Annotated in this window: 19 protein-coding genes; 9 read left to right on the plus strand and 10 right to left on the minus strand. The window is 62.1% G+C overall.

What is annotated here, in order from left to right; all coding sequences use genetic code 11:
* Window positions 1-144: 144 nt before the first annotated feature.
* Entirely contained in the window at window positions 145-2,733 is a 2,589-nt protein-coding gene (locus ASD03_RS32235; protein ID WP_057218216.1) for an SH3 domain-containing protein, read from the minus strand.
* A 258-nt stretch (window positions 2,734-2,991) separates the two neighbouring features.
* Here ASD03_RS32235 and ASD03_RS32240 point away from each other — a divergent pair, with 258 nt between their 5' ends.
* The 6 genes from ASD03_RS32240 to ASD03_RS32265 all read left to right on the plus strand — a co-directional run bounded on the left by ASD03_RS32240 (window position 2,992) and on the right by ASD03_RS32265 (window position 7,959).
* Window positions 2,992-3,450: a helix-turn-helix transcriptional regulator gene (locus tag ASD03_RS32240; protein WP_025428516.1), complete on the plus strand. Its 459-nt coding sequence runs from the start codon at window positions 2,992-2,994 to the stop codon at window positions 3,448-3,450.
* 29 nt (window positions 3,451-3,479) lie between these two features.
* Entirely contained in the window at window positions 3,480-5,351 is a 1,872-nt protein-coding gene (locus ASD03_RS32245) for a hypothetical protein (protein WP_025428515.1), read from the plus strand.
* A 35-nt stretch (window positions 5,352-5,386) separates the two neighbouring features.
* Window positions 5,387-5,611: a hypothetical protein gene (locus tag ASD03_RS32250; RefSeq protein ID WP_057218219.1), complete on the plus strand. Its 225-nt coding sequence runs from the start codon at window positions 5,387-5,389 to the stop codon at window positions 5,609-5,611.
* A gap of 18 nt (window positions 5,612-5,629) precedes the next feature.
* On the plus strand, window positions 5,630-6,880 hold the full coding sequence (locus ASD03_RS32255; RefSeq protein WP_082555718.1) for a YcaO-like family protein: 1,251 nt from the start codon (window positions 5,630-5,632) through the stop codon (window positions 6,878-6,880).
* A complete protein-coding gene (locus tag ASD03_RS32260) occupies window positions 6,877-7,602 on the plus strand; it encodes a TfuA-like protein (RefSeq protein ID WP_057218221.1) in 726 nt (241 codons plus the stop codon). The genes ASD03_RS32255 and ASD03_RS32260 overlap by 4 nt, the downstream gene beginning before the upstream one ends.
* Before the next feature lie 75 nt (window positions 7,603-7,677).
* Window positions 7,678-7,959, plus strand: coding sequence for a hypothetical protein (locus ASD03_RS32265; RefSeq protein ID WP_128090383.1), 282 nt, complete (start codon window positions 7,678-7,680; stop codon window positions 7,957-7,959).
* A gap of 81 nt (window positions 7,960-8,040) precedes the next feature.
* Here ASD03_RS32265 and ASD03_RS32270 read toward each other — a convergent pair whose 3' ends face one another.
* The 9 genes from ASD03_RS32270 to ASD03_RS32310 form a co-directional block, all read right to left on the minus strand.
* The gene (locus ASD03_RS32270; RefSeq protein WP_057218223.1) at window positions 8,041-9,618 is read right to left on the minus strand and encodes an ABC transporter substrate-binding protein; all 1,578 of its coding nucleotides are present in this window, start codon (window positions 9,616-9,618) and stop codon (window positions 8,041-8,043) included.
* Between the two features lie 49 nt (window positions 9,619-9,667).
* On the minus strand, window positions 9,668-10,762 hold the full coding sequence (locus tag ASD03_RS32275; protein ID WP_057218225.1) for a DUF917 domain-containing protein: 1,095 nt from the start codon (window positions 10,760-10,762) through the stop codon (window positions 9,668-9,670).
* The gene (locus tag ASD03_RS32280) at window positions 10,759-11,889 is read right to left on the minus strand and encodes a DUF917 domain-containing protein (protein ID WP_057218227.1); all 1,131 of its coding nucleotides are present in this window, start codon (window positions 11,887-11,889) and stop codon (window positions 10,759-10,761) included. Before ASD03_RS32280 ends, ASD03_RS32275 begins: the two co-directional genes overlap by 4 nt.
* Entirely contained in the window at window positions 11,882-13,441 is a 1,560-nt protein-coding gene (locus ASD03_RS32285; RefSeq protein ID WP_057218229.1) for a hydantoinase/oxoprolinase family protein, read from the minus strand. Before ASD03_RS32285 ends, ASD03_RS32280 begins: the two co-directional genes overlap by 8 nt.
* Before the next feature lie 49 nt (window positions 13,442-13,490).
* A complete protein-coding gene (locus ASD03_RS32290; protein ID WP_025428506.1) occupies window positions 13,491-15,158 on the minus strand; it encodes an ABC transporter ATP-binding protein in 1,668 nt (555 codons plus the stop codon).
* A gap of 4 nt (window positions 15,159-15,162) precedes the next feature.
* On the minus strand, window positions 15,163-16,023 hold the full coding sequence (locus ASD03_RS32295) for an ABC transporter permease (RefSeq protein WP_057218232.1): 861 nt from the start codon (window positions 16,021-16,023) through the stop codon (window positions 15,163-15,165).
* A complete protein-coding gene (locus tag ASD03_RS32300; RefSeq protein WP_025428504.1) occupies window positions 16,023-17,051 on the minus strand; it encodes an ABC transporter permease in 1,029 nt (342 codons plus the stop codon). The genes ASD03_RS32295 and ASD03_RS32300 overlap by 1 nt, the downstream gene beginning before the upstream one ends.
* A gap of 186 nt (window positions 17,052-17,237) precedes the next feature.
* Window positions 17,238-19,601 (minus strand): LuxR family transcriptional regulator, encoded by a 2,364-nt coding sequence (locus ASD03_RS32305; RefSeq protein WP_082555719.1) that lies wholly within the window; start codon window positions 19,599-19,601, stop codon window positions 17,238-17,240.
* Between the two features lie 123 nt (window positions 19,602-19,724).
* Window positions 19,725-20,624 carry a LysR family transcriptional regulator gene (locus ASD03_RS32310; RefSeq protein ID WP_057218234.1) on the minus strand — a complete coding sequence of 300 codons (900 nt, stop codon included), beginning with the start codon at window positions 20,622-20,624 and terminating at the stop codon, window positions 19,725-19,727.
* Between the two features lie 110 nt (window positions 20,625-20,734).
* Between ASD03_RS32310 and ASD03_RS32315 the strand changes: the two genes are divergently transcribed.
* The 3 genes from ASD03_RS32315 (at window position 20,735) to ASD03_RS32325 (ending at window position 24,326) form a co-directional block, all read left to right on the plus strand.
* Window positions 20,735-21,445, plus strand: a complete 711-nt coding sequence (locus ASD03_RS32315) for an SDR family oxidoreductase (RefSeq protein WP_025428501.1) — start codon at window positions 20,735-20,737, stop codon at window positions 21,443-21,445.
* A gap of 439 nt (window positions 21,446-21,884) precedes the next feature.
* Entirely contained in the window at window positions 21,885-22,922 is a 1,038-nt protein-coding gene (locus ASD03_RS32320; protein WP_057218237.1) for a 2-oxoglutarate and iron-dependent oxygenase domain-containing protein, read from the plus strand.
* A 42-nt stretch (window positions 22,923-22,964) separates the two neighbouring features.
* The gene (locus ASD03_RS32325) at window positions 22,965-24,326 is read left to right on the plus strand and encodes an O-acetylhomoserine aminocarboxypropyltransferase/cysteine synthase family protein (RefSeq protein WP_081788924.1); all 1,362 of its coding nucleotides are present in this window, start codon (window positions 22,965-22,967) and stop codon (window positions 24,324-24,326) included.
* Window positions 24,327-24,369: the final 43 nt, after the last annotated feature.

Here is a 24,369-nt window from a genome sequence, read left to right on the forward strand (position 1 = left end):
CCACGCAACGAACTGACACCGACCATGCTGACCATACCCCCAACGACCGGCGAGAGCCGATCGATTCCTGTTCTCATTTGCGCAAACGCTAACACAGTCCCCGACGTTTATACCAACTTCCGTTTTCGGTGCACATTTCTGCGGTCAACGGCGCCGGAAACCACCACCACCGCCACCGTGGAAGCCACCACCTCCGTGAAAACCACCGCCGCCGGAGAATCCGCCTCCGCCATGGAAGCCGCCGCCACCAAATCCGCCGCCGCCACCGCCAAATCCGCCGGGGCGATCGAACCCGCCCCCTCCGAAGCCGCCGCCGCTCGGGAAATTCAGCGGCCGCTGGTCGAAGGACTGATGTTCGAATGAACGCTGATTGCCGATCTGGCGACCCGCGCGGTCGATTGCCAGATGGTCGGGTGCACGGTCACCAATCGCGCTGCCGTCGCCGACCTGACCGCGATTGTCTATGCGCTTGTTCAGGTTCTGCGTCGCATCCGGGTGCTGGGTCGCGAACTGCTGGCCGGCTTTCTTCGCATCCTGAATCGATGGCTTTTGAACCGGTTGCCATCCGTCGGGCGTATGCTTCTGCCATTGGCCATCGTCGCGGCGATAGACATTGCCGTCGCGTCCGGCATAGACGTCGCCGCCCTTGCCGCCTGCGACAAATCCGTGGTTGCCATCGGACGTGCGCCAATGCGCACCGGCGCCGCCAGCGGTCGACCCGCCGCTGATACGGGCGAAGTCCGAGCCATGCTTGACGGCGGCCGTCCCCCAGCTGCCGTAAACATTGTTCCCGCCGCGCGCGATTGCAGCGTTGCCGGTACGGGGATTATAGGCTGCGACAAAGCCGCGTTCACCCGCAGGTCCATAGCCTGCCGCTCCACGGATATATGTGCCAGTGCGTGGATTGTAGGCAGCGCCGGCAGCGATGCCGCGATAGGGGCCATAGGCGTAGCCGTAACGACCGAATGTGCCTACCGCCGGATTGTAGAATGCGCCGACGCCATAGGTTACCGGGCGCGGATAATAGGGCCAATAGCCGCCACCGGCCCAACCGTAGTCCCAGTAGTCGTCATAGTACCAGCCGGTGCCGTAGACGAACGTGTCCCAGGCAAGATACGCGCCGAGATACCCCATGGTATATCCGAACCAAACTGCGTCCGGCTCGGTCTCGTAGATCCGGACATAGGTGGCATTGTAGACAGGCGACGACGGCGGGATCGTGTAGACTTCGTCCGGAACGGCCTTCGCAACGGTGAACGGCCCGGTCGGCGTATCGCCGACAAACCACACTCCATCCTTCAGCACGAAATACTTGTCGGCAACCTTGATGACCGTCTCATTGGTGTTGACGGCGTAGGTGAGCGACGTTCCGTCGATTTTCTCGAATTTCGGGTCTCCGCTATAGGCGACGTCAACCTTGACCGAGCCGTCCAACGAAACGCGAGCCTTTTCGGGGATGCTCGCCTTCAGTCGCGCTTCCGCATTCTCCGAGGTGCCGGGAACCGAAGAGCGGACCGTATAATAGGAGGCATCCTCCGGAATATTCTGGAAATCCTGTGGAAGGTTGGGCGTGGCGAAGGTCCAGGGACCATCAAGCGACGCGGCGGAGAACCAGCGGCCGGAAACGAGAACGTACCAGTTCGAATCCGCGGGCAGATAGAAGACATCGCTCTCGGTGTTCGTCGCAATCTTCAGGCCGGTCCCGGGCACCGCCTCGAGCTTCGGTTCACCGTTGAAGACGAGCAATTCTGACGGCTTGTCGGAATAGATGACCTTTGGCGTCACGCCCTCACCGGTGGCAAGCGGGATTGCCGCCCTGGCGTCCTTCCAGTTGTCATCATCCGGCAACTTGCCGAAGATATCCGGCAGCGACGTTGCGGCCTGCCAGCCGCTCGACAGGTCTTTCGACTGCAGCCACGCCTTTTCGTTGCGAAGATAGTAGGTGCTGTCGGCGTCGAGTTTGAACAGGTCCCAATTGGTATTGACGGCGAAGGAAAGACTCTGGACGCCCTTGACCGGCGCAAACACAGCCTTGCCGTCGGTCTGGACAAGCACCGCCGGCTCCTTGCTGACATAGATCGGCGGTGGATCTGCTTTCAGCCCTTCGACATTGCCGAGCCGCTCATAGTCGGCAAGGCTCGCGGTCAGCTTGTCCTCCGACAGCGTTATCGTGCCTACAGGCATCATCTTGCCGACTTCCAGTGCCAGGTCGGCGAGTTCCGGACGATCGAGAACCGAGAAGTTGATCTCGTTGACCTTGATATCGGAGACGACGACCTCGTCCGAGCCACTGTCCGTCACGGTCTTGCCGGTGACGCCGATGACGCCGAAAATCGGCTTGGCATCGTCGGACTGCTTGTATTCGGCGGCGATCAGGGCGTCGAGATCGACGAAATTCTTCCAGGCGTTCACCTGTGGCTGGTAGAGTGTGATCGTCGCTCCCTTGTCGGTCTTGTAGGCGCGTGGCCAGCCAAGGGCTTTCGGATCGGCAGCGTTCAGATACTTGCCGCTGATGAAACCGTCCTTCCCCTCAAAGCTGACGGCGCACCAGGTGCCGGAATCGTCACATTCCTTGACGTCGACCTGTCCGCCCTCGTCTATCTTCCCCATGCTGTCGAAGCCGGTGCCGGGGCCTGCCCGAAAATTGACCGATGCCGTCGTCGTGGCCGGACCAGCCAACGCCGGCGCAGCGGCTATGGAAAGTAGCGTCAAGGTCAAGGTTATTCCGCGCATCTCGCATCTCCGACGTTGCCGAAATGGACTTCGTTGCAGGCGGGCATGGCCCACATTGCTCAACAGCAACCCGCTGCCCCGGCCGGGCGCAAGTACGTAACAGTAACAACGGCCGTAACGCCTGCCATCCAATGGGGAATGAGTCGTGCCATACAGCGCAATTATCCGTGTTTTGGCGCGTAGTGATTGCATCGAGTCATTTATTCGAGCAAACTCATATGTATGATTTGGTCACGCCTACATGCGGAGGAAACACACGTGAACACAAAAGCACCCAGCCAGATTGATGTCTTTGTCGGTTCCCGCGTCAGGATGCGTCGGTTGATGGCCGGGTTGAGCCAGGAAAAGCTCGCAGACGGCCTCGGAATTACGTTCCAGCAGGTCCAGAAGTACGAAAAGGGCACGAATCGCATCGGTGCCAGCCGGCTGCAAGCCATCGCCGACGTTCTCGGCGTTAATCCGAGCTTCTTCTTCCAGGAAGGCGAAGAGGGTGCATCCCCGAGGGCAGGCCTCGGCGATGTCCGCGAGCCGAACGAGATCTCGTCCTTCGTCTCGTCAAAGGAGGGCATTGCGCTCAATCGGGCCTTCCTGAAGATTACCGATCCGGTCCTGCGCAAGAAAATCATCTCGCTGGTGGCTGCCGTCGCACAGACACCCGAGGCGGAAACAGTCGCAGCCCACGGCAGCACTGCGCCCGCCCCAGACCTGCATGGATAGCCGCCACAGGTTGCCGATGAGATAGCCAGATGAAATTTAGATTGCAGACCCTCGGGCGATTACGTCTCGTTGACGAAGACGACTGCGATGTCGCTTTCCCTGAGAAGGGTCTGCTCATTCTCGCTCAGGCGATTGCCGGCGGCCATCGCGAGCAATCCCGAAACGATGTCGCCAAGCTCTTGTGGAACGAAGTCGTTCCGAGCCAGGCCTTGGTCAATCTGCGCAAGACAATCTCCCGCATCACGTCGCGTCAGGAAGAACTCGGCCACACGTTCCTCAGTTTTTCGCCATCGACTGTTCGGATGCAGCCGGATTCGATTGCGAGCGACCTCGACGACATCGGCCGGAACGCCGAGCAGGACGCGCTATCGCGCTTCCAATGGGCCGGGGAGAAATTCCGTGACGATTTTCTCAAGGATTTGAAGTCGCAGGGCCGAGCGCTTCACGACTGGATCGAGCAACGGCGCGCCGATCACGCAGCCCTGCTGCGCGAGTGCCTGATCAATGCGGCCGAGATTGCGACCGGCCCGGATCGAAAGCTCGTCAGGTCCGCTGCCGTCAAGCTTCTAGAGAAGAACCCCGACGACGACGAGGTTCGCAAAATCCTCAAGACCGTCCTGACGCTGGAGGGCCGGCACTATGACACACGCCTTCTTTCGGGCGGCGGACTGGTGGCCGCAACCGCCAAGGCGGCACCACCGTCTAGCTTGACCAACACTCAGCTGCTGGAGACCATGGGCGAAACCCGTCCGCCGCGTGTGGTACTGCTGCCGCCGGGTGCCGGCAATGCCGACGCTGCTGCCACGCTGTTTGCTCACTCCCTGATCGAGGACGTGACCATCGGCCTTTGCGCGCTCCGCTCGGTTTCGGTGATAGCGCCCTACACGGCAGCGCAGATCAGCCTGCAGGCGGACAAGGCCAGCACCTACGAACAACACGCCATCAGCTATATCCTTGATACGCGCCTGACGAACGAAGGCAGCCGACAGACACTGTTCACGCAGCTGATCTTCTTTGCCAACGACGAAGTGATCTGGGCCGATCGTTTTACACTCGATGACGATGGCTTGATGAGGTCACGCCAGGAGATTGCGCGACAGATCGCGTTTGCCATTGCCAGCCAGGTCGAGCGCAACGAGACCATGCGCAAGACCTATGAAAGCAACGGCAGTTCCTATCGCAGCTACCTGCTCGGCCAGCGTTATCTCAAGCAACTCAACCTGCCCGAGGTCCGTCGCGCCCGGAAGAGCTTCCGCGAGGCGCTCAGCCAGAATGCGGATCTGGCTCCGGCGATGAGTGGACTTGCGCGAAGCTATTTCGTTGAGTGGCTTTTGACCGCCCGCGGCGACAGCGAACTTCTGGCGCTTGCCGAACAGCACGCCCGTGATGCGATCGCCATCGACGATACGCTTGCGGCGGGCTACCGTGAGCTCGGTGTCGTCAAACTCTACAGCCGGCAATTCGACGAAAGCATCGAATTCCATGAGAGGGCCGAAGCGCTCAGCCCGCAGCATGCCAATGTGATTGCCAGCTACGCCGATACGCTTGTACAGGCCTCGCGCCCGGATGGCGGCCTGCGCAAGATCGAAGCGGCGATCAATCTCAACCCGATGGCTCCGGACGAATATTTCTGGACCGCCGCCGGCGCCTGCTACTCACTTTCGCAATATGATCAAGCACTTGACTATATCGAGCGCATGCGCGATCCCACCCCGGCCGATCGTCTCGCCGCGGCGAGTTGGGGTATGCTCGGCAATCGCAAGAAGGCAGGACAATACGTGCGCAAGACGTTTGAGGTCCACCCGGACTTCAACCTGGACAAATGGATTGCGATCGTTCCGTTCCGCGAGGAATGGCAGCGAACCCATTACTGCGAAGGCCTGCGCAAGGCCGGATTCTAAGTATCATCACCACATGAGGGACAAGGGGAAAGATGATGACGACGACTCAGGTAGTTGTATTTGGCGTTGAGGGCGACGATGGCCTGTGGCTGGCCGATCTCGGGACGGGAACTGTCTCACGCATTGTAGATCCGCTCACGGGCGCCCTGGCTTCGGCCAATGAGCACAGAAATGCCGGCGCCACGGTGGTCAAGGGTGTCAACTTGGCCGTGCGTGCCAACTCCGCGGGCTCCGTGTCCGGCGGGTTCATGGACGGCTAAGTCTCGGCGCGCTTGCGCATGGCTTCGGACACACATTCAGATCGGGCGAGCGAAAGCCGCCCGATTTCGGACAATCCTTACATTGCAGATCATTACTCCGACCGTGTCTGCGCGCCCGAAGAGACCTTCGCGCGCGTCGCTCCTCTGTTGCCCTCATTCGGCATCAGCAGGCTTGCCCGTCTGACCGGGCTCGATAGCATCGGCATACCCGTCTGGAACGCCGTTTCGCCGAATGCGAGGTCGATCGTCATCAACCAGGGCAAAGGCATCACCGATATCGACGCGAAGGTATCGGCGGCGATGGAAGCGCTGGAGCGCGCGGTCGCCTGCAACCCATCAGCACCAACAACGCACGCGACGCGGCGTGCATTGCTGGAAAAGGGCGAAAGAGCGCTCACCCTTCCGGGCCTTGTAGCGGCCGGCGAAGCCGATCTTGACGATGACGAAGCAACGGCGTGGCTGCGCGGCTTCGACCTTCTCGATCAACAGGCGACCTTCGTTCCACTTCAGGCGGTACTGCTCGATCGCACGCTCGAGCGCTGTCGCTACTGGCAGTCGTCGGATGGGCTTGCCTCCGGCAACACCGAAAGCGAGGCGGTTCTGCACGGCCTGCTGGAGCGGATCGAACGCGATGCCGAGACCCTGTGGCGGCTGCTGTCCCTGACGGCGCGACTGCGCACCTGCATCGACGCCGATCTGCTCGACGATCCCATCATTAACGACATGACGCGCCGCATTGCGGCAGCGGGCCTGACGTTCCGCCTGTTCGACATGACCAGTGACATCGGCATCCCATGCCTGACCGCCGTTATCTCGGATGCGGGCGTTCTGGCGGCGAAAGAGCCGCGTTACCATGACGTCACCGTCGGGCATGGCGCCCATCCCGATCCGCGACGCGCCGCAATCCGCGCCATCACAGAGGCGGCGCAATCGCGTCTCACGTATATTAGTGGCGCACGCGACGATGTTTTTCCGGAAACCTTCACACGCAGGCTGCCGCGCGAGACGCAGCAACTGTTCGAGGCAGCGCCGGGCGCACGCAACCCCCTCGCCTCGGTCGCTGGCAACGGAGCCAACTCGCTGCTCAAGCACGTGCTCGAAGCGCTGAAGCACGCCGGTATCGGGACTGTCGTTGCGGTTCCACTACTCGCCGCGCCGCTACCGTTCTCCGTGATAAAAATCTTCGTACCGGAACTCGAAAATCCGGACGGAGCACGCAAGCGCCGTTTTGGCGCAAGGGCACTGTCGCGCGCGCTGGAGGTCGCATGAAGATCCTCTTTGCCGGCCCGACCTTGCCGGACGCGCAAGCGCTCATCGGCACCGACATCGTGTTGCGCCCGCCAGCCGTACAGGGCGACATCCTGCGCGCCACGCAGGACGGCGCCACTGTCATCGGGCTCGTCGACGGTCACTTCGAACAGGTCGCACCCGTGTGGCACAAGGAGATCCTGTTCGCGTTATCCGAAGGTGTGCGCATCTACGGCGCCGCCAGTATGGGCGCGCTTCGCGCCGCCGAATGCGCGACCTTCGGCATGATCGGCGTCGGCAGGATCTATCAGCAATATGCGACGGGCGAGCTTGAGGACGATGCCGATGTCGCCCTTCTCCATGGCCCGGCGGAACTGGGCTATCTGCCCTTGACCCTGCCGCTGGTCAATGTCGTGGCGACCCTTGAAGATTTGCGCGCACGCCAACAGATCGACGCGGCGTCTGCCGCGCAACTGCGGATGGCGTCCGCCGAGATCTTTTACAAGCACCGCAACTGGTCGGCGATCGTGGCGCGTGCCAACCTTCCACCCACCACGGATTTGAAACGGATAGAGGCGCTTCTCACAACCGGCTCGGTAGACCAAAAGCGCCTCGATGCCCTCGATCTGCTCGACATTATGCGCTCCGCCCCCGCCCAAAAGACGAAGGCCCCGGGAGGCTGGGCATTCAATTCTACAAGCCTTTGGAAGCGGTTGCTCAATCAACTTGTCGCTTCATCCTAAGAATGCAGATTTCCCATGCAACGTGTGTCACGCTGATGTCACGCGCATCAATAAAAAGTCACGCTATGATTTGTCATGTTGAAGCGGATCGGGCCGATCCGTAGGGAACTGGGGAAAATCATGCAATCTTCGATCGCCATGTCCTTTGAACCTGAAGACAAGGAGAAGGAGCTGCTCGCGCTGGCCCGCCTTGTCACCTACGCGCGCGATTCTTCGCGCACACTGAATGTCGAAGGTGTTCAATATTGCCTCGAGCTGGCGCTCGCCGCGCTGCTTAAGGAAGTCGAGGAATGCGGCGACAAGACCGCACTGCTGACCAACGAACTCATGAGCCGCGCCAGCCTCGGAAACTGCTGAGCAGACGAGGTCGACTTCAATTTCGCTGGTGGCACAGAAAAGGGCCCTGCTTCGCGCTCCCGCAAAGCAGGGCTTTTCATTTTAATCGGCCTGGCAATCCCACCAGAAGCGCGAAAAGTTCAGGTCCCAGCTCTGCATCGGGATATAGGCGTAACCCTGCAGGCATTTGCTTGCTGCATAACGCTGAGACTCCACCGTCAGGAATACATCGGCCTGTGCATCGGCGACCTTGCGCTGTATCTCCTTATAAAGATCGTTTTGCGTGGCGGGGTCCAGCGTCTCGCGTGACTTGTCAATCAGGGCGTCGATCTCAGGATCCTGCAGCCATTCCATCGAGGCCCAAGTGCCTTTCGCCTTGGAGTGATACTGCACATAGAAGACGCTGTCGGGTGACGGATAAGTCGGGCCGTAGAAGACCTGCGTGGTCGCCGGCGTCGTCTCGACCTTGGCCGCCAGTTCGGTGATGCGGTTCCACGGTTCCGGCTTGATGTCGAGTTCGATGCCGATCTGCTCCAGATTGGCCTGCATTAGCAGCGCCATATCTTCTTCGAAGGCCAAGCCCGTGACATAGGTATGGCTGAGCTTGATCGGCCCCTTGCCGGCATATTTCGACTTGGCGAGTTCTTCCTTCGCCTTCTCCAGGTTGTACTCCGGGGCAGGAAGGTCGTTGAGATAGGCGTCCTTGAACACGGATGCCAGCGGTCCGTTCATCGGTTCGCCGGGATGAATGACGTTGCGCACCGTTTCATAGTCGGTTGCGAGCGCAATCGCACGCCTGACGTGAATATCATCCGTCGGCGGCACCTTGGTGTTCATCTTGATGTAGAAGCCGGTTGCCGTCGTGCCGCGCAGGATCTTGTAGCCCGGCATCTTCTCGATCGCCTCGAAGGTCTCGTTTGCCTGGGCGCGCGCCGACATGCCGAGTTCGCCCTTGGCCGCGAGCGCCTTCACCGTTGCTTCGTCATGGGTGATGACGAAACGCATCTCGTCGATCGGCTTACCCTTGCTCCAGCCGCCGTGATAGCCCTCGTAGCGATTGACGACCATCTGCGAAGAACGCTGCCAGGATGAGAGCATGTAAGGCCCGGCGCCGGCCGGGTGATCGGCCAGATAGCCCGTCCCCCACTCTTCCTTGCTGTTTTCCCTGATCAGCTTTTCGTTGAGAACAAGGATCAGTGGCGTGTTGCTGATGAACGGCGCGTAGACTTTCTTCAGCCCGATCTCGACGGTCCGGTCGTCGACGACCTTCAGCTTGGCCGGGTCGACGATATCGGTGAAAAGGTAGGACGGGCCTTCGTTGATCGCCAGCAGGCGCTTGACGGTGTAGACGACATCGGAGGCCTTGACCGGCGAGCCATCCTGGAATGTCGCACCTTCCTTCAGCTTGAAGGTATAGGTCTTGTCGTCGTCTGAAACGCTCCAGCTTTCGGCAAGCTCCGGCACCACGGAGCCATCAGGGTTGACTGTCGTCAGGCCCGAATAGAGGTTCACGGCGGCCATGTATTCCGTGTAGTCGTTGATCTTGCCGGGATCGATGGTGCCGAATTCCTGCGTCGCATTAACGACGATCGACACCTTCTCCTGAGCCGCGGCCGGGGCGGTGAGTGCCGTTGTCTGCACCAGCCCCAGAAGCAGCCCTGTGATCAGTGTTCTCTTCATGTCTCAGTTCCCTTTTCGTTGATTGTCGTTGTTTTCGAATCAGTCGCCCTTAGGCGGCCGGATTGAGCGCCTCGACCGGCTCGTAGGCATGGTCGTAGCCAAAGTAGCCGGGGCCGGCGAGTTCGAGCCCCTTGGCCGTCCGCCACTGGCGATCGCAGGGAAGTCCGGTGAACTCGACCGTCAGGCCATAGCGCAACTGCTCGGTGGTAACGGGCAGCCCGCCATCGGCGTCGAGCGCGCAGATGAGGTCCGGCGTCGAGGCGATGACCTGTCCCCCATCGCCGCGGGCAACCAAGAACTCGTTCTGAAACGCGACTTCGAAGGTGCGGCCGGCAAAACCGTCGATGCCCTTGAGCAGGGCCCTCCCCCGCGCAAAACCGCCGGTCGTCGCCCGGTCGACATCGACGACGCGGCCGGTAAACAGATGCCGACCGTCGAACTGCTCGCGAAGCGCAATGCCGGGATGGCGCTTGGCGGCGCGCTCGGCCGCGATCGTCTCGCCGATACCCTTGATGAGACTGAGCGTGCCGCGCAGGATCCCGGCCTTCATCTGCGCGCCTGTCATCGGATAGGCGGCGACAAGGCTGGCGCCGCCCATCTGGATCGCCTGGACGCGGGCCAGCCGTTCGGTCCACAGGTTCGAGACCGCATTGATGATCGAGCTGTTGCCCTTGTCATCGGCATGAACCAGCGGCGTGGCGCTGATGTCATGCATGGTAAAGCTCACCATTTGCAGCTCGGGAAAGGCGCGGCCCATGCCGTCCCCGTCGATCAGCGGCAAGCCGGTTGCGGCGGCCACGGCAAACGGGATGGTCGAGTTCAATCCGCCGGCTTCCACGCAGATCAGGGCATCGGCCTTGCGTCCGAGAAACCTTTCGAGCTGGCGCAGCGCCTCCAGCGCCTCGTCGCCGCGTGGCAGTTTTTCCACCATTACCGTCGGCGCACCCATCATGAAGACGGGGACGCAGAGCGCATCATCGGCGATGGCATCGGGCTGAACCACGCGAACCGGACCGTTCGCCTCGATTGCAGTTCGGGCCATCAGCTTGCCGATATAGGGATCGCCGCCGCCGCCGGTGCCGAGATAGGCACCGCCGATGGCGATCGCTTCCAAGTCGGCAGCCGTAATGAGCCGCTCGCTCATGCCTGCATCTCCTCGATCGGCCGGAAGGTGATGTCGTCGAAGCCGAAGGCTTTCGGGCCGACCACCTCAAGCGCTGCAGCCGAGCGCAGCAGCGAATGGCAGGGCAATGCCACGATCGCGACGCGCTGGCCGTAGCGCAGCATTTCGGTGGTGATCGCGTTGCCGCTGTCGACATCCAGAACGATGATCAGATCCGGCACCGACACTTCGACTTCGCCGTTGCGGCTGAAAACGAGGTTTTCGTTCTGGATCATCACCGAGGCCGTATCGCCGTTGAAGGCATCGATGCCGGCAAGCTTGGCTTCACCGATGACGAAACCGCCACGCAGATGGCGTTCGAGATCGACGATCTTGCCGGAGAAAACCTGACGGCCGTTTTCCTGGGCGCAGATGGCCGCAACCGGATCGGCATGCTCGCGCCGCGCCTTCAGCACTGCCCGCCCGAGCGAGACCGCTTGGGTGTAGGAATGCGGGATCGAGTACTTCTTGAGGAAGGCACCCGTCATCGGCGCCGAGGCGAGTGTCGATGCGCCCCCTTGCGAAACGACGCAGGCGCGCGCCATGCGTTCGTGCCAGAGTTCGGATGCCGCGTGCTGGAACAGGACGACATTGCCGTGCAGGTCGCACATGACGCTCGGGGTCGAGCGATGACCGTAGATCGAGAAGGTGGTCATCTGCATTTCCGGGAAGGCGCGCCCCATGCCGTCGCAATCAACGACCGGCAGGCCGGCAAAGGCGGCCGCGATCAGCGGCTCCATCGAATTGGCTCCGCCGATCTCTTCGCAGACGATCGCGTCGATGGCGATACCGAGATGCTCTTCGAGTGCGCGAACACAACGCAGGCCTTCGCGCCCTTCCTTCAGGCGCTCATAGGCAACGACCGGTGCACCGATCCCGCCGAGCGAGATGCAGCGCGCATCGTCCGCCAGCCGGTCGAGCGGCAGGATCGACAGGTTGTAGCCGCTGCGCATCGCAAGCCGCGCTCGCAGCTTGCCGATATAGGGGTTGCCGCCGCCGCCGGTGCCGAGAATGCCGGCACCGATTTCCAGCGCCTCCAGGTCCTCTTCGTCGAGCACCCAGAGATCGGACGGATCGTAGTTCAGGGCCTTCAGTGCACGCTCAGCCATGGAAGCCTCCCATTTCGCCGACAACCTTGACGTGGATGCGGGTGGCATTCCCCGGCAGATAGGCAAGCGGCACGTCCTCCCGCTCGATGACCTGGATCGTTTCGGCGATGGCGCCGGCCGAAAGCGCACGTTCCGTCGCTTCCTGCTCAGCCTGCTTCAGGCAGATTTCGCGCGTCAAACCCTTTTCGAGCGCAAAGACGCGATCGACTTCGCCGCTGATCTGGGCGATGGCCGCACCGACCGCATTGGCGACGGCGAAATTCTCAGGTCGGATGACCTCCAGATCCCCAAGCCTGTCCGGCATCAGGATCGAACCGCCGCCAACCGCGATGACCGGGATCGGATCGGACGAGACGCGGCTGCGCTCCACCGAGTTTTCCAGCATCGACACGATCCGGGCATGAGCCTTTTCGGCGAGAGCCCGGTCGAGATGCGCGACCTTGGACGCATCACCGATATCGGCCTTGCCGAGTGCGACGGCGATATCCGTCGTCGTCAGGGTCTGGCCGCCGAAGACCAGCGCCTCCTTGGCGATGCGATAACCGACCGATTGCGGGCCGACCGTAACCTCGCCATTGGCAAGTTCGCGCACCAGCGAGCCGCCGCCAAGCCCGATCGAGAACACATCGGGCATGCGGAAGTTGGTGCGCACGCCGCCGACGTCGACAATTGTCGCCGCCTGGCGCGGGAAGCCGTGGTGCAACGCGCCGACGTCGGAGGTCGTGCCGCCAATGTCGACGACGATCGCCTCCTTGCGGCCGGTCAGGAAGGCTGCGCCGCGCATCGAATTGGTCGGGCCGGAGGCGAAGGTCAGGACAGGAAAGCTTCTGACCGTGGCAGCCGCCATCAGCGTGCCGTCGTTCTGGGTGATGAAGAACGGGCAGGAAAGCCCGGCATCCTTCAGCGCCTTGGCGAAGGCGTCCACCGTCTTGGCCGCAAGCGACAACAGGCTCGCGTTCATGATGGCGGCGCTTTCACGCTCGAGGAGCCCGATGCGGCCGATGTCGCCGGAGACGACGATCGGAAGGCCAGGGCAATGTTTTTCGATGACAGCCTTGGCCCGCTGCTCCATCTCGGCATTGATGGGGCTGAAGACGCAAGTGATGGCGGCGGCCTTGACATTCTTGAGGCGAATGTCGGCGGCGATGCGGATCAGTTCCTCTTCGTCGAGCGGCGCGATGGCACGGCCGTCGAATTCATAGCCGCCGCGCACGAGATGGGTGTGATGGCCAACGGCCTCGGCGAGATCGTTCGGCCAGTCGACCATCGGCGGCAGGCAGGCGGTTGCCGGGAGGCCGAGCCGGATGGCGGCGACATGGTTGATGTGCTTGCGCTCGATCACCGCATTGGTGAAATGCGTCGTGCCGATCATCACGGTGCTGATCTTGGAGCGATCGATGCCGGCCTTGGCGATCGCACCTTCCAGCGCTTCGATGACGCCTGACGTCACGTCTTCCGTCGTCGACGCCTTGACGCCCGACAGCACACTCCGTCCTTCCATGATGACGGCGTCGGTGTTCGTACCCCCGACATCTATTCCCAATCGATACACGGACAGTCTCCTTGTTGGCGGGCCTTCGGCCCTGTTTACTCGTTCGGCCTCAGGCCGTTGATCTCACCAGGAAGCGCGCTCTCTCCTCGACGCTTACCGTTGGTTTCAATGCTTCCTCCTCGTCGCTCATCACCGGAATCGCCGAGATGAGCGCGCGGGTATAGGGATGCTTGGGGTCGGCAAAGACATCCGCCGTGCGCCCCTCCTCGACGATCTCGCCCTTCAGCATGATGGCGATGCGGCTGCAGAAATTGCGCATCAGCGAAAGGTCATGGGAGATGAAGAAATACGTCAACCCAAGCTCGTCCCTGAGGCGTTGCAGCAGGGCGATGACCTGCTTCTGCACCGAGACGTCGAGCGCCGACGTCGGTTCGTCGAGAACGATGATCTTCGGCTCGGCCGCAAGCGCCCGGGCGATCGCCACGCGCTGCTTCTGCCCGCCCGAAAGCTCGTGCGGATATTTCGAGAGGTGGGCGGACGGCAGATTGACCAGCGCCATCAGTTCCTCCATCCGCACTGTCGCTGCCTTGCCGCGAAGACCGACATGGCTGAGCGGTACGGCCAAGGTCTGCGTCACGGTGCGTTTGGGGTTCAGCGACGTGCCGGGATTCTGATAGACGATCTGGGTCAGCCGTTGCGACGCGCTTGCCTGCGCAGGCGAGCCAACGCTGATCGTGCCGGAACTCGGCGCAATCAGCCCCATCACCATGCGGGCAATGGTGGTCTTTCCGGAACCGGATTCGCCGGCGAGGCCAAAGATCTCGCCCTCGGGCACCGACAGCGTCACCGGCTTGACCGCCTCGTGGCGCTTCATGCGGCCGAGGAAGGGCTTTTCGACATAGACCTTCCCGGCCCCTTCGAGCGTGATGATCGGCGCATTCGACGAAACCGGCTGATCAACCACCTTTGACCCGTAAAGCGGCGGGATCGCATCGATCAGATCGATCGTGTAGCGCTGCCGCGGCGCTTGGAAGATCTGGCGCAGATTGCCGCTTTCGACGATCTCGCCATGACGCATGACGAAGACGCGATCCGCCGTTTGCCGGACCACACCAAGATTGTGCGTGATCATCAGCAGGGAAAGGCCCTCGCTGTCGACCAGCCGGTTGATCAGCTTCAGGATTTCGTCCTGAGTGGTCACATCAAGCGCCGTGCCGGGTTCATCGGCGATCAGCAGTTGCGGTTGATGCAGGAGCGCAAGGCCGATCAGCACGCGCTGGCGCATGCCGCCGGAAAGCTGCGAGGGATAGGCGTCGAAGACCCGTTCCGGATCCTGGAGCTGCACGCGGCGAAGGACCTCGAAAATGCGCTGCTTGCGGTCTTTCGCCGAGCTTCGGACGCCATCGCGCCGATCGGCGTAATACATGACGTCGTCGAGGTGCCGGCCGATCCGGAACACCGGATTGAACGAAGACAACGGGTCCTGCATGATGATCGAGAACGCCGTGCCCTTCAGCGCTTCGCGCTCGCGGCCAGGCATATCGAGCACCCGTCTGCCGTCATATTCGATGTTGCCGCTTTCGATGCGGGCATTGTCCGGAAGCGTACCGAGGATCGCCTTTGAGGTGACCGACTTGCCCGAACCGGTCTCGCCGATCAGCGCCACGCGCTCGCCCCGGCCGATCGCGAAGGAAACATCCTTCAGGATATGCTGGCGGCGGCCATAGGTGGTGAAGGCGATATTGAGGTCTTCGACCTTGAGGAGAGGAGTGCTCATCGTCTCAGGCCTCCACATCGAACATGTCGCGCAGCCCGTCGCCGAGCAGGTTGAAGCCGAGCGTGGCGTAGAAGATCGCAAAGCCCGGGGCCAGAACCTCCCACCACTTCTCCGGCAGGAACTGCCGGCCGTCGGCAACCATCGAGCCGAGGTCCGGTGTCGGCGGTTTCACGCCGAGGCCGAGGAAGGAGAGCGTCGCGCCGAAGAGGATGACGAAGGCAGCATCAAGCGTCGTCTTCACCGAGATGACCGAGATGCAGTTCGGCAGGATCTCCTTGGCGAGGATGTGCAGGTGGCTGGCGCCGGCGAGCCGCGCTGCCTCGATATAGTCTTCCGCCGCGATCGACTTCGTGACGCGATAGACAAGGCGGGCATGCCAGGTCCACCAGAGCAGGGTGATCGCCAGCATGGCATTGACCAGATTGGGCTCAAGCACGTTGCCGATCGCCAGGGCCATCACCAGCGGAGGGATCGCCAGCATGATATCGGTAAAGCCGGTTAAGAGCCGCTCCGTCAGGCCGCCGGCATAACCGGCGATCATGCCCAGCGCCGAGCCGATCGGCACTGCCACGCCAAGCACGCCGATGACGAGCAGCAGCGACACGCGGAAGCCGAAGACCGTGCGCGAAAAGATGTCGCGACCGGCCTTGTCGGTGCCGAACCAGTTGTCGACATCCGGCGGCATATGACGGTTGCGGAAGTCGACGACGGCGCCGACATGTTCGGGAAAACGCGCAATCAGCGGCGCGAAGATGGCCGTGGCGATGACCGAGAGCACGATCAGCGCGCCGATCACGGCGGCCGGATTTCGGCTGAACCGGTACCAGGTCATGTAGCCGGCGGACAGGCGGGTCGTATCCTGCATCAGCGGGCCTCCTTGAAGCGAAGCCGCGGATCAAGGATGCTGATGATCAGGTCGATGACGAGATTGGCGGCGATGAAGAAAATACCCGAGACGAGGACCACCGCCATGACGGCGTTGAGGTCTTTCTGCAGGATGGCGTCGAGACCGTAGGAGGCAAAGCCGCCCCAGGAGAAGACCATTTCGACGACGAAGGCGTTGCCGATCAGCGAGGCAAATTCGAGCCCCATGATCGTCAATGGCGCGATCGACGAAAGCTTCAGCAGATAGCGAAACACGATGACGCGGTCCGGCACGCCGAAGGACTTCAACGTCAGCACATGATCGCGACGCTGATGATCGATCATGGCCGAGCGGGTGATGCGGGTGATCTGGCCGATACCGGCCATTGCCAGCGCCAGCGCCGGGAAGACCAGATGCTGAAGCGCGCTCAGAAACACATCCGGGCGGCCGGCAAGCAGGCTGTCGACCAACAGGAAGCCTGTCGGGCCAGCGGGCGCGCCGAGCTGGAAATCGACCCGGCCGAGAGTGGGCCAGGAAGGGAAATGATCCGCGGCAATGATCTGCAGGGTAACCGCGAAGAGAAAGCTCGGAATGGTGACGCCGATGAGCGAGAAGAAGCGGCCGCTATTGTCGATCCAGCTGTTTCTGTAGCGCGCCGTCAATACGCCAAGTGGCACGGCCACTGCGAAGATGATGACGATGGTGGCGATCACAAGCTCCAGCGTCGCCGGCAGGAAGGTGGCGATATCGGCGCTGACTTCCCGATCGGATACGATCGAGCGCCCGAGATCGCCGGTCACCGCATGGCTGACATAGCTCACATACTGGGTGACCAGTGGCTCATCGAGCCCCATGCGCTGCCGGAGCTGGTCGACCTGCTCCTGGGTTGCGCTCGGACCGAGCGCCATGCGCGCCGGATCGCCCGGCACGATGCGGGCGAGGACGAAAATCATCAGCGACAACACGAACAGCACCATGAGGAAGCCGACCGCGCGCCGCGCAAACAATGCGACGTAATAATTGCCCATTGGCAACCCTTTCCCCTCGGCCGGTTATCGCCCGGCCTGTCTGCCGCTTTTTGCGGTCGAGGGCAGTTTCAAGCCGAAAGGGTCGTTTGCACAACGGCTTGAAAGGATAGGTTTTGACAAGAAAGGTATAGGTTTTGTTCTGGCCCACGCGAAGGAATGGCGCATATCATGCCGGCTGCAACCTGGTCAGGAAATGACGCCGAGTGCCTTTGCCGCGGTAATCGCTTCGCGCCGACGACCGCAGCCAAGCTTGCGATAGAGATTGCCGAGATGGAATTTCACCGTCGCTTCGCTCAAGCCCAAAGCATGGGCGATGAACTTGTTCGACGCTCCCTCCGCAATCATCAGCAGCAGACGCGTCTCGCGTCGAGTCAGGCCATTCTTTTCGCCGAGCGTCGTGTTGGGCAGGCCGGTATCGCGCAGGCGCCGCATGATCTGCTGCGCGGTGGGCGTCGTCTGCAGGAAATCGCTGATGCGCCGGTCGCCCGTCAGCTCGCGCAGGAATTGGCGCTCCTCCGAGAGTGGCGCGATGGTGCCGAGCCGGGCTGCATTCTCGAAGGTCTTCTGCAGGATGGAGCGCGCACTTGTCAGATTGCGCCGGCGGCGGGCGACATAGGCCTGCCAGACTTCGATGCACAATCGCTGACGGCCGGTCAGGTTGAGATTGCTGGCCATAGCGGAGAGCTGTCGGTCGAGATGGACGCGACCCGGCATTTCGAAGACGATGTGGCGCAGCCAGACGACGGCCAGCGCGATCTCGTCGCGGTCCTGCAGGCGGGTCAGTTCGTCGACGGCCGCCTCCACCCAGGTTCTGTTGATGCGAGCCTGCACGGAAGCGAGCTTTTCCGCAGCCTCCTGCCAGCGGTTGCCGTTTTGAAGAATGACGGCGTCCCGGACCTCGATCATCAGGCGGAACTGCCTGTTGTAGACCTGATAGGCACGCCAGCGATCGAGGAAGCCTCGTGCCGCAATCATCGAAAAATGCTCGCTCAGCGCCTGGCTGCCGTATTGAAGCGCGAATTCGATCAGGCTCGGCCAGATCTCCCCATGCGAGAAATCATCCATCTCGGAGGTCAGGAAGCGCGCCAGCGGCTCGGGCTTGCCGTCCTCATATTCCACACAGGCCTCCAGCAGTGCCAGCAGTCGTTTGTCCATGGGGCTGTCGAACGGTACGCGCGACATCTGTTCAGCGGCATCGACAGCATTCTTGCGCGCCCGCACCGCGTCACCGCTCATCAGATGCATCATCGCCTGGTGCAGGTTGATGTAGAAACACAGGAGGGGCACGCCAGCACGCTCATAGTGGAAGAGCGCACGGTCGGCGATGTCCTGCGCGACAGCGAACCGCCGTCGCCGGATGTAGAACTCCAGGATCGAATTGTAGATGCTGCCGCGCTCCAGATCGGCGTCGAGCGGAAATTCCGACAGAAGCGTGGTCGATTGCTCCAGCAGGTCGTCGCCAAGCACGACATCCTCGTAAATGAGCATCACCAGGCGGAAGGAGCGGAAGGCCGCCGAGAACGCTGCGCGGTCGCTCAGCACCTTCAGCACATTGTTGGCGCGCGATCCGTAACAATCGGCAAGCAACCGCTGCGCGCGCAGGACCTCGCCGCGCTTCAGCGCCTGCATGGCAAGCGCCGTCACGATGCCTTCGTTCTGCGCCGCCAGCTCGGCCGGAAACCCGGCGAGAACCCGGTCGAACGCCTCGGAACCGTGGAAAAAGATGTAATACCGCCCGAAGGCCGCAACGAAGGCGCGAACTGCCAGTTCGTGAAGCCCGGCGCGCTGCAAGACAAGGATCGCTTCCGTCTGCATGCCGTGCGCGGAATAGGCCGCCGAGATCACTGGTACGCGGGCGCTATCCTTGAGCCGTTCGGCCAGCACCATGTCAAGGGCTGCGGCAAGCACACCGCCGATGCCGGTTGCCTGCAGATAGGCAGGCACCGCTTCTTCCGCGCTGGCCAACGGCTTTGGCGCCTGCTGGGCAAGGCTGAGCTGGACGAGCTCGGAATCTGCCATTTCGCGCAGGACATCGTCTGCCAGAAAGCGAATGACCGCCGCCTCGTCTCGCGATTGCCGGCCCAGCAGCCCAACCAGAAACGGCCATCCTCCCGTTTCGGCCAGCAGCCGGGCCGCCTCGGTCTTACCATAAGACGTCTCGAGTTCGTCGAGCGAGAAGCAGAGGTCGTCAGTACCGAGGCAGAGCGCCTTGCCATAGGCAATCGCTCGATCGAGGCCGAGAAGCCGGGTTCGCGGTCGTTTGGCAATCACGACACGTCGGCCCCCGTCCTGCCAGCCGGCAGCAACTTCGGCCTCATGGACGTCCGACGGCACGTCCCAGAGCAGCACCTCGCCGAAGGTGTCTTCGCCAGGCGGAAGCACCGATCGCCATATGGGACATTGAAGCTTCGACGCCAGCTGAGACAACAGCGTCGATTTCCCCATGCCCGCAACGGCGTCCAGAACAACGATCGGCTCCGCTGCCGTTGCGATGCGCCGCAGGAGGTCATCTCGCCGGATGTCGATCGCTTCGTGGGACGTATCAGCCATTCATTATCTGCCCGTCGGGATCTGGCCCCGGTTATCGCCGAAACCTAGTCAATGATGCTCGGGTTAGAAAGACCGAATGGACCGGGCGACTTGCGTCGCGACCGCTTTATCCGCCACGCCGTTTCAGAAATCGCGAAAACAATCGACCAATGCGTCGACCGCGATGCGCAAGCGCGGGGTCGTGCCGAGCCGGTGCGGCCAGAGCGCGTAGACGGGAAGAGGTGTCGGCGCATAGGCTTCGAGGACGGGAGCCAGACGACCATCTGAGATCGCGTCGGCAACGATCCAGCCCGGCAATTGCACCAACCCGTGTCCACGGCAGGCGGCGTCCGCCATCAATGCGTGATCAGCGACGCTGAGGGTGCTGCGCACGTTGATGTGCCTCGTCTGCCCGGACTCAGTAAACCGCCAGCTCTCGGCTACAGGCCCTCGGGATTGTGTTACGCAGAGATGCGCAGCGAGCTCCGAGGGGCGCGACGGCGTCCCGTGCCTTGCCAGATAGTCCGGCGCGCCGCAAACCGTCAGGCGTTGCTGGCCGAGCTTCCTGACCATCAGGTCACCCCCACCAGCGAGCTCGCCGACGCGCACGCATAGATCGATATTCTCCTCGACCAGATCCACAAGCCGGTTGGTAAAGGCAATATCGAGTTCCAGCTTCGGATAGTCGACTGCCAACGCGATCAGACTAGGCGCGGCAATGCGCCGACCGAGCAGCTCCGGCAAGCTCACTTTGAGCCGGCCGGCCGGCTCCTCCATGCGCGAGGCGAGCGCCGCCTCGACGGCGGCCAGTTCCGCCGCGGCGCGTTCGCAACCCTCCAGGAACACCCTGCCCTCTTCGGTCAGCGCAAGGTGACGTGTGCTGCGCTGGAAGAGCCGCACGCCCAACCGCCCCTCGAGCCGCGAAACCGCCTTGCCCACCGTAGAGGTGGAAAGGCCGAGCCGCTCCGCGGCTTCTGAAAAGCTCGAGGACCGCGAGGCCTGCATGAAGGCCCTGACAGCACTGAGATGATCGCCGGGAAGCATGGCACGCTCCAGAATTTAAATCTCAGGTACTGCGAGAAGTGTTCTCATAAGCGATTTTTGATCGCGGATATAGTGCCACCCAGTCATTCACATCTCAGGGATCCGACAGAATGAGAAAGCAGAGAGTAGCAATCATCGGCGGCAGTTCCGGTATCGGCCTGCGTGTTGCCGAGCGCGCCATCGACCTTGGCGCAGAGGTGGTCATTGGCGGGCGCGATCCGGAAAGGTTGCAGCGCGCAACGATCAAGCTCGGTCCGAAGAGCCGCGCCGTCGTTGTCGACAATATCGATCAGGACTCCTTGCGCCGTTTCTTCGAACAATCCGGCCCGATCAATCATCTCTTCACACCCGGCGCATCCTATTCGCGCGGCCGAATCGACAAGGCGTCCGACGACGTCGCCGAAAGCTCCTTCCGATCGAAGTTCTGGGGCCAGTATTACGCGGTGAAGCACGCCCTGCCCTATCTCGACAAGAACGGGTCCGTCACCTTGATGGCGGGCGCCTATAGCGTCAGGCCGGCGGCAGAAGGTGCCGCCTATGGCGCCTGCAATGCCGCGATCGAAGGTCTCGGGCGGGCGCTCGCCGTCGAGTTGGCGCCGATCCGGGTGAACGTCATTTCACCAGGGACGATCGATAGCGACCTATGGCGCCGCCAGCCCGACGCCATCAGGGAGGCCTCGTTCTCGAGCTACGCCGAGGCCGCGCTGCTGAAACGGGTCGGCACCACCGACGAGGTGGCGCATACCGTCATCTACCTCATGGAGAATGGTTTCATGAACGGCTCGACGCTCTATCCCGACGGTGGCTTTGCGTTGCGTTGACGAAGCCGCCGGGAGCAGCCGCTGATTGGCTGCTCCCAGCACGCCAACACCATTCCCACAATGATGCGACTGAAGAGAACTGCCGCCCTCTCCACACTCCACCACGGCCGAGGTCGCATTTTTCGCTTGTCCACCGCGCCCGGCGCATGGCGATCGCAGTGATCAATGCCGGTCATGAGGCATCAATGCGACGGCCGGCGTTCCCCCAGAAATCCGGAGCAGAATAGAAATTCTCGCAAATGGGACTGTTGCCCAAATGCTTCTGCGCCTGCGGCTCCGTATTTAGTCTAGATTTTCAATAGACAATATTGAATAACCGGCGCCGACAGGTAAGCTTCCCTCAGCATCTGCGGCCTGCCATTTCAGCGCCGTGTCGGCTTCACACAGGAGAAGACGGCATCGCCACCCGCCGCAGCCTAGAAAATGAAGGGAGCCACCATTGACCGACGCCAACTCATCCTTGCCCATTCTCGATTTGCAACGCTTTGCGGCGGGCCATCCCGAGCGGGCGACGGCGCTTGAAGAATTGCGCAGCGTCGCCCGCTCGGTGGGCTTTTTCTACCTCGAGGGACACGGCATCCCGCAGGAACAGATCGATGGCGTCCTCGATCTCTCGCGCCGTTTCTTCACCCTGCCGGAACAGGACAAGCTGGCGATCGAGATGCGCAAGTCGCCGCACTTTCGCGGCTACAATCGCGCCGGCCTGGAATATACCCGCGGGACGCAGGATTGGCGCGAGCAGGTGGATTTCGGACCACAGCGCGCCCCCCTCGCGATCCACGCAAACGATGCACCGTGGAAGCGCCTGGTCGGCCCCAACCAGTTTCCGGACGCCTTGCCCGAACTGAAGCCGGCGATCCTCGCCTGGATCGAGGCGGTGACCCGACTTGGCATCCGCCTGATCGAGGTTTTCGCCGAGGCGCTCGGACAGCGCGCCGACGTGTTCGAGCCGATCTATCGCGACGGCCCCAACCAGCTGTTGAAGATCATCCGCTATCCCGGTCGCGACAAGACCGAAAGCGACCAGGGCGTCGGCGCACACAAGGACGGCGGTTTCGTAACCATCCTGCTTCAGGATGAAGTCGGCGGCCTTCAGGTCGATGACGGCAAGGGTGGCTGGATCGATGCGCCGCCGAAGCGCGGCACCTTCGTCATCAATGTCGGTGAACTGCTGGAACTGGCATCGAACGGCTACCTGCTCGCCAATATCCACCGCGTCATCACGCCGCCCGCCGGCGGCGATCGCCGCTCGGTCGCCTTCTTCCTTGGCGCCAACCTCGCCTCGACCATCCCGGTGCTCGATCTGCCGACCGAACTTGCGGCCGAGGTTCGCGGCGTGACGCAGGACCCGCTCAACCCGCTGTTCCACGAGGTCGGGCGCAATGTCCTGAAATCACGCCTCAGGTCGCACCCCGACGTCGCCGCTGCCCACCATGCCGATCTTGTCGAGCAGCTGAAGGCGCCGGTGCCGGCCTGATCCATCCCATTGCAACCACTCGAACGCTGAAGGAAGCAATCCATGACGATCCATCAAAAGCCTGAGGAGCCTGCAGTCGAAATCAAGGCTCCGAGCGGCCTGCGCGATACGTCGCGACCGCTTCAGCCCGAAACGCTGGCGCTTCATGGCGGCAGCTACCGTTTCGATCCGGTGAGCGGCGCCGTCGCCGTGCCGATCTACCAGACGACGTCCTATCAGCTGCCGGGCACCGATGGCGCAGACAAGCTGTTTGCGCTTGAGGCGGCCGGCCATCTCTACACCCGCGTGTCCAATCCGACGCAGGACGCATTCGAACAGCGCCTCGCCGAAATCGAGGGTGGTGCCGCCGCCCTCGCGCTTGGCTCCGGCCAGGCGGCGTCGGCCTTCGCCGTGCTCAACCTTGCCCGATCCGGCGACAATATCGTCAGTGCCGCCGGGCTCTACGGCGGCACCTGGGCGCTCTTTGCCTCAACGCTGAAGAGTTTCGGCATCGAGGTGCGTTTCGTCGATGCGTCCGATCCGGAGGCATTTGCGAAGGCGACCGACGAGAGGACACGGGCCTATTACGCGGAGTCGCTTCCCAATCCGAGCCTCGAAGTCTTCCCGATCGGCGAAGTCGCCGAGATCGGCCGTCGGTTCGGCATTCCGCTGATTATCGACAACACGGCGGCGCCCCTGACCATCCGCCCCTTCGATCACGGGGCCGCTATCGTCGTCTATTCCACCACGAAATATATCGGCGGACACGGCACCTCCATCGGCGGCGCCATCATCGATGGCGGCACTTTTCCGTGGCACGAACACGCCGAGCGCCATCCCAATCTGCACGAGCCGGATGCGAGCTATCAGGGCAAGACCTGGCTGGAAAAAGCCGCCGCCATCGACTTTCACCCCTATATCTTGCGTGCCCGCGCCGTTCTCCTGCGCGACCTCGGCGCTGCCATCAGCCCGCAGAATGTGTTCCAGTTCATTCAGGGGCTGGAAACCTTGCCGCTGCGCATCCGCCAGCACAGCGAAAACGCCATCAAGGTCGCGGATTTCCTCCGTGCGCACCCAAAAGTGGCGCGTGTGATCTTTCCGAAGTTTCAGGACGGCGACGCCAAGGCACGCGGCGAGAAATACCTGCGCAACGGCCACTATGGTGCACTGGTCGGCTTCGAGTTGAAGGAGGGACGCGAGGCCGGACGCCGCTTCATCGACGGACTACAATTGCTCTACCACGTCGCCAACATCGGTGACGCGCGGTCGCTGGCGATCCACCCGGCAACGACCACCCACTCGCAGCTCTCCGAGGTGGACCAGCTCAGAACCGGTGTCACCCCCGGCTATGTCAGACTGTCTGTTGGCATCGAGCATCCTGACGACATTATCGCCGACCTGAAGCAGGCGATCGACGCGGCGTAACCCGGCGAAATCAACAATGGGTTCAATGGCCCAACCGTCGGCA

Origin of the sequence: Ensifer sp. Root127 (assembly GCF_001425225.1) — a bacterium.
GTDB lineage: Bacteria > Pseudomonadota > Alphaproteobacteria > Rhizobiales > Rhizobiaceae > Ensifer > Ensifer canadensis.

Bases quoted from the DNA above. Each gene is read 5' to 3' on its own strand.
- ASD03_RS32235 (WP_057218216.1), bottom strand. From the start codon at position 2,733: ATGCGCGGAATAACCTTGACCTTGACGCTACTTTCCATAGCCGCTGCG.
- ASD03_RS32245 (WP_025428515.1), top strand. From the start codon at position 3,480: ATGAAATTTAGATTGCAGACCCTCGGGCGATTACGTCTCGTTGACGAA.
- ASD03_RS32250 (WP_057218219.1), top strand. From the start codon at position 5,387: ATGACGACGACTCAGGTAGTTGTATTTGGCGTTGAGGGCGACGATGGC.
- ASD03_RS32255 (WP_082555718.1), top strand. From the start codon at position 5,630: ATGGCTTCGGACACACATTCAGATCGGGCGAGCGAAAGCCGCCCGATT.
- ASD03_RS32260 (WP_057218221.1), top strand. From the start codon at position 6,877: ATGAAGATCCTCTTTGCCGGCCCGACCTTGCCGGACGCGCAAGCGCTC.
- ASD03_RS32265 (WP_128090383.1), top strand. From the start codon at position 7,678: ATGTTGAAGCGGATCGGGCCGATCCGTAGGGAACTGGGGAAAATCATG.
- ASD03_RS32270 (WP_057218223.1), bottom strand. From the start codon at position 9,618: ATGAAGAGAACACTGATCACAGGGCTGCTTCTGGGGCTGGTGCAGACA.
- ASD03_RS32275 (WP_057218225.1), bottom strand. From the start codon at position 10,762: ATGAGCGAGCGGCTCATTACGGCTGCCGACTTGGAAGCGATCGCCATC.
- ASD03_RS32280 (WP_057218227.1), bottom strand. From the start codon at position 11,889: ATGGCTGAGCGTGCACTGAAGGCCCTGAACTACGATCCGTCCGATCTC.
- ASD03_RS32290 (WP_025428506.1), bottom strand. From the start codon at position 15,158: ATGAGCACTCCTCTCCTCAAGGTCGAAGACCTCAATATCGCCTTCACC.
- ASD03_RS32295 (WP_057218232.1), bottom strand. From the start codon at position 16,023: ATGCAGGATACGACCCGCCTGTCCGCCGGCTACATGACCTGGTACCGG.
- ASD03_RS32300 (WP_025428504.1), bottom strand. From the start codon at position 17,051: ATGGGCAATTATTACGTCGCATTGTTTGCGCGGCGCGCGGTCGGCTTC.
- ASD03_RS32305 (WP_082555719.1), bottom strand. From the start codon at position 19,601: ATGGCTGATACGTCCCACGAAGCGATCGACATCCGGCGAGATGACCTC.
- ASD03_RS32310 (WP_057218234.1), bottom strand. From the start codon at position 20,624: ATGCTTCCCGGCGATCATCTCAGTGCTGTCAGGGCCTTCATGCAGGCC.
- ASD03_RS32315 (WP_025428501.1), top strand. From the start codon at position 20,735: ATGAGAAAGCAGAGAGTAGCAATCATCGGCGGCAGTTCCGGTATCGGC.
- ASD03_RS32325 (WP_081788924.1), top strand. From the start codon at position 22,965: ATGACGATCCATCAAAAGCCTGAGGAGCCTGCAGTCGAAATCAAGGCT.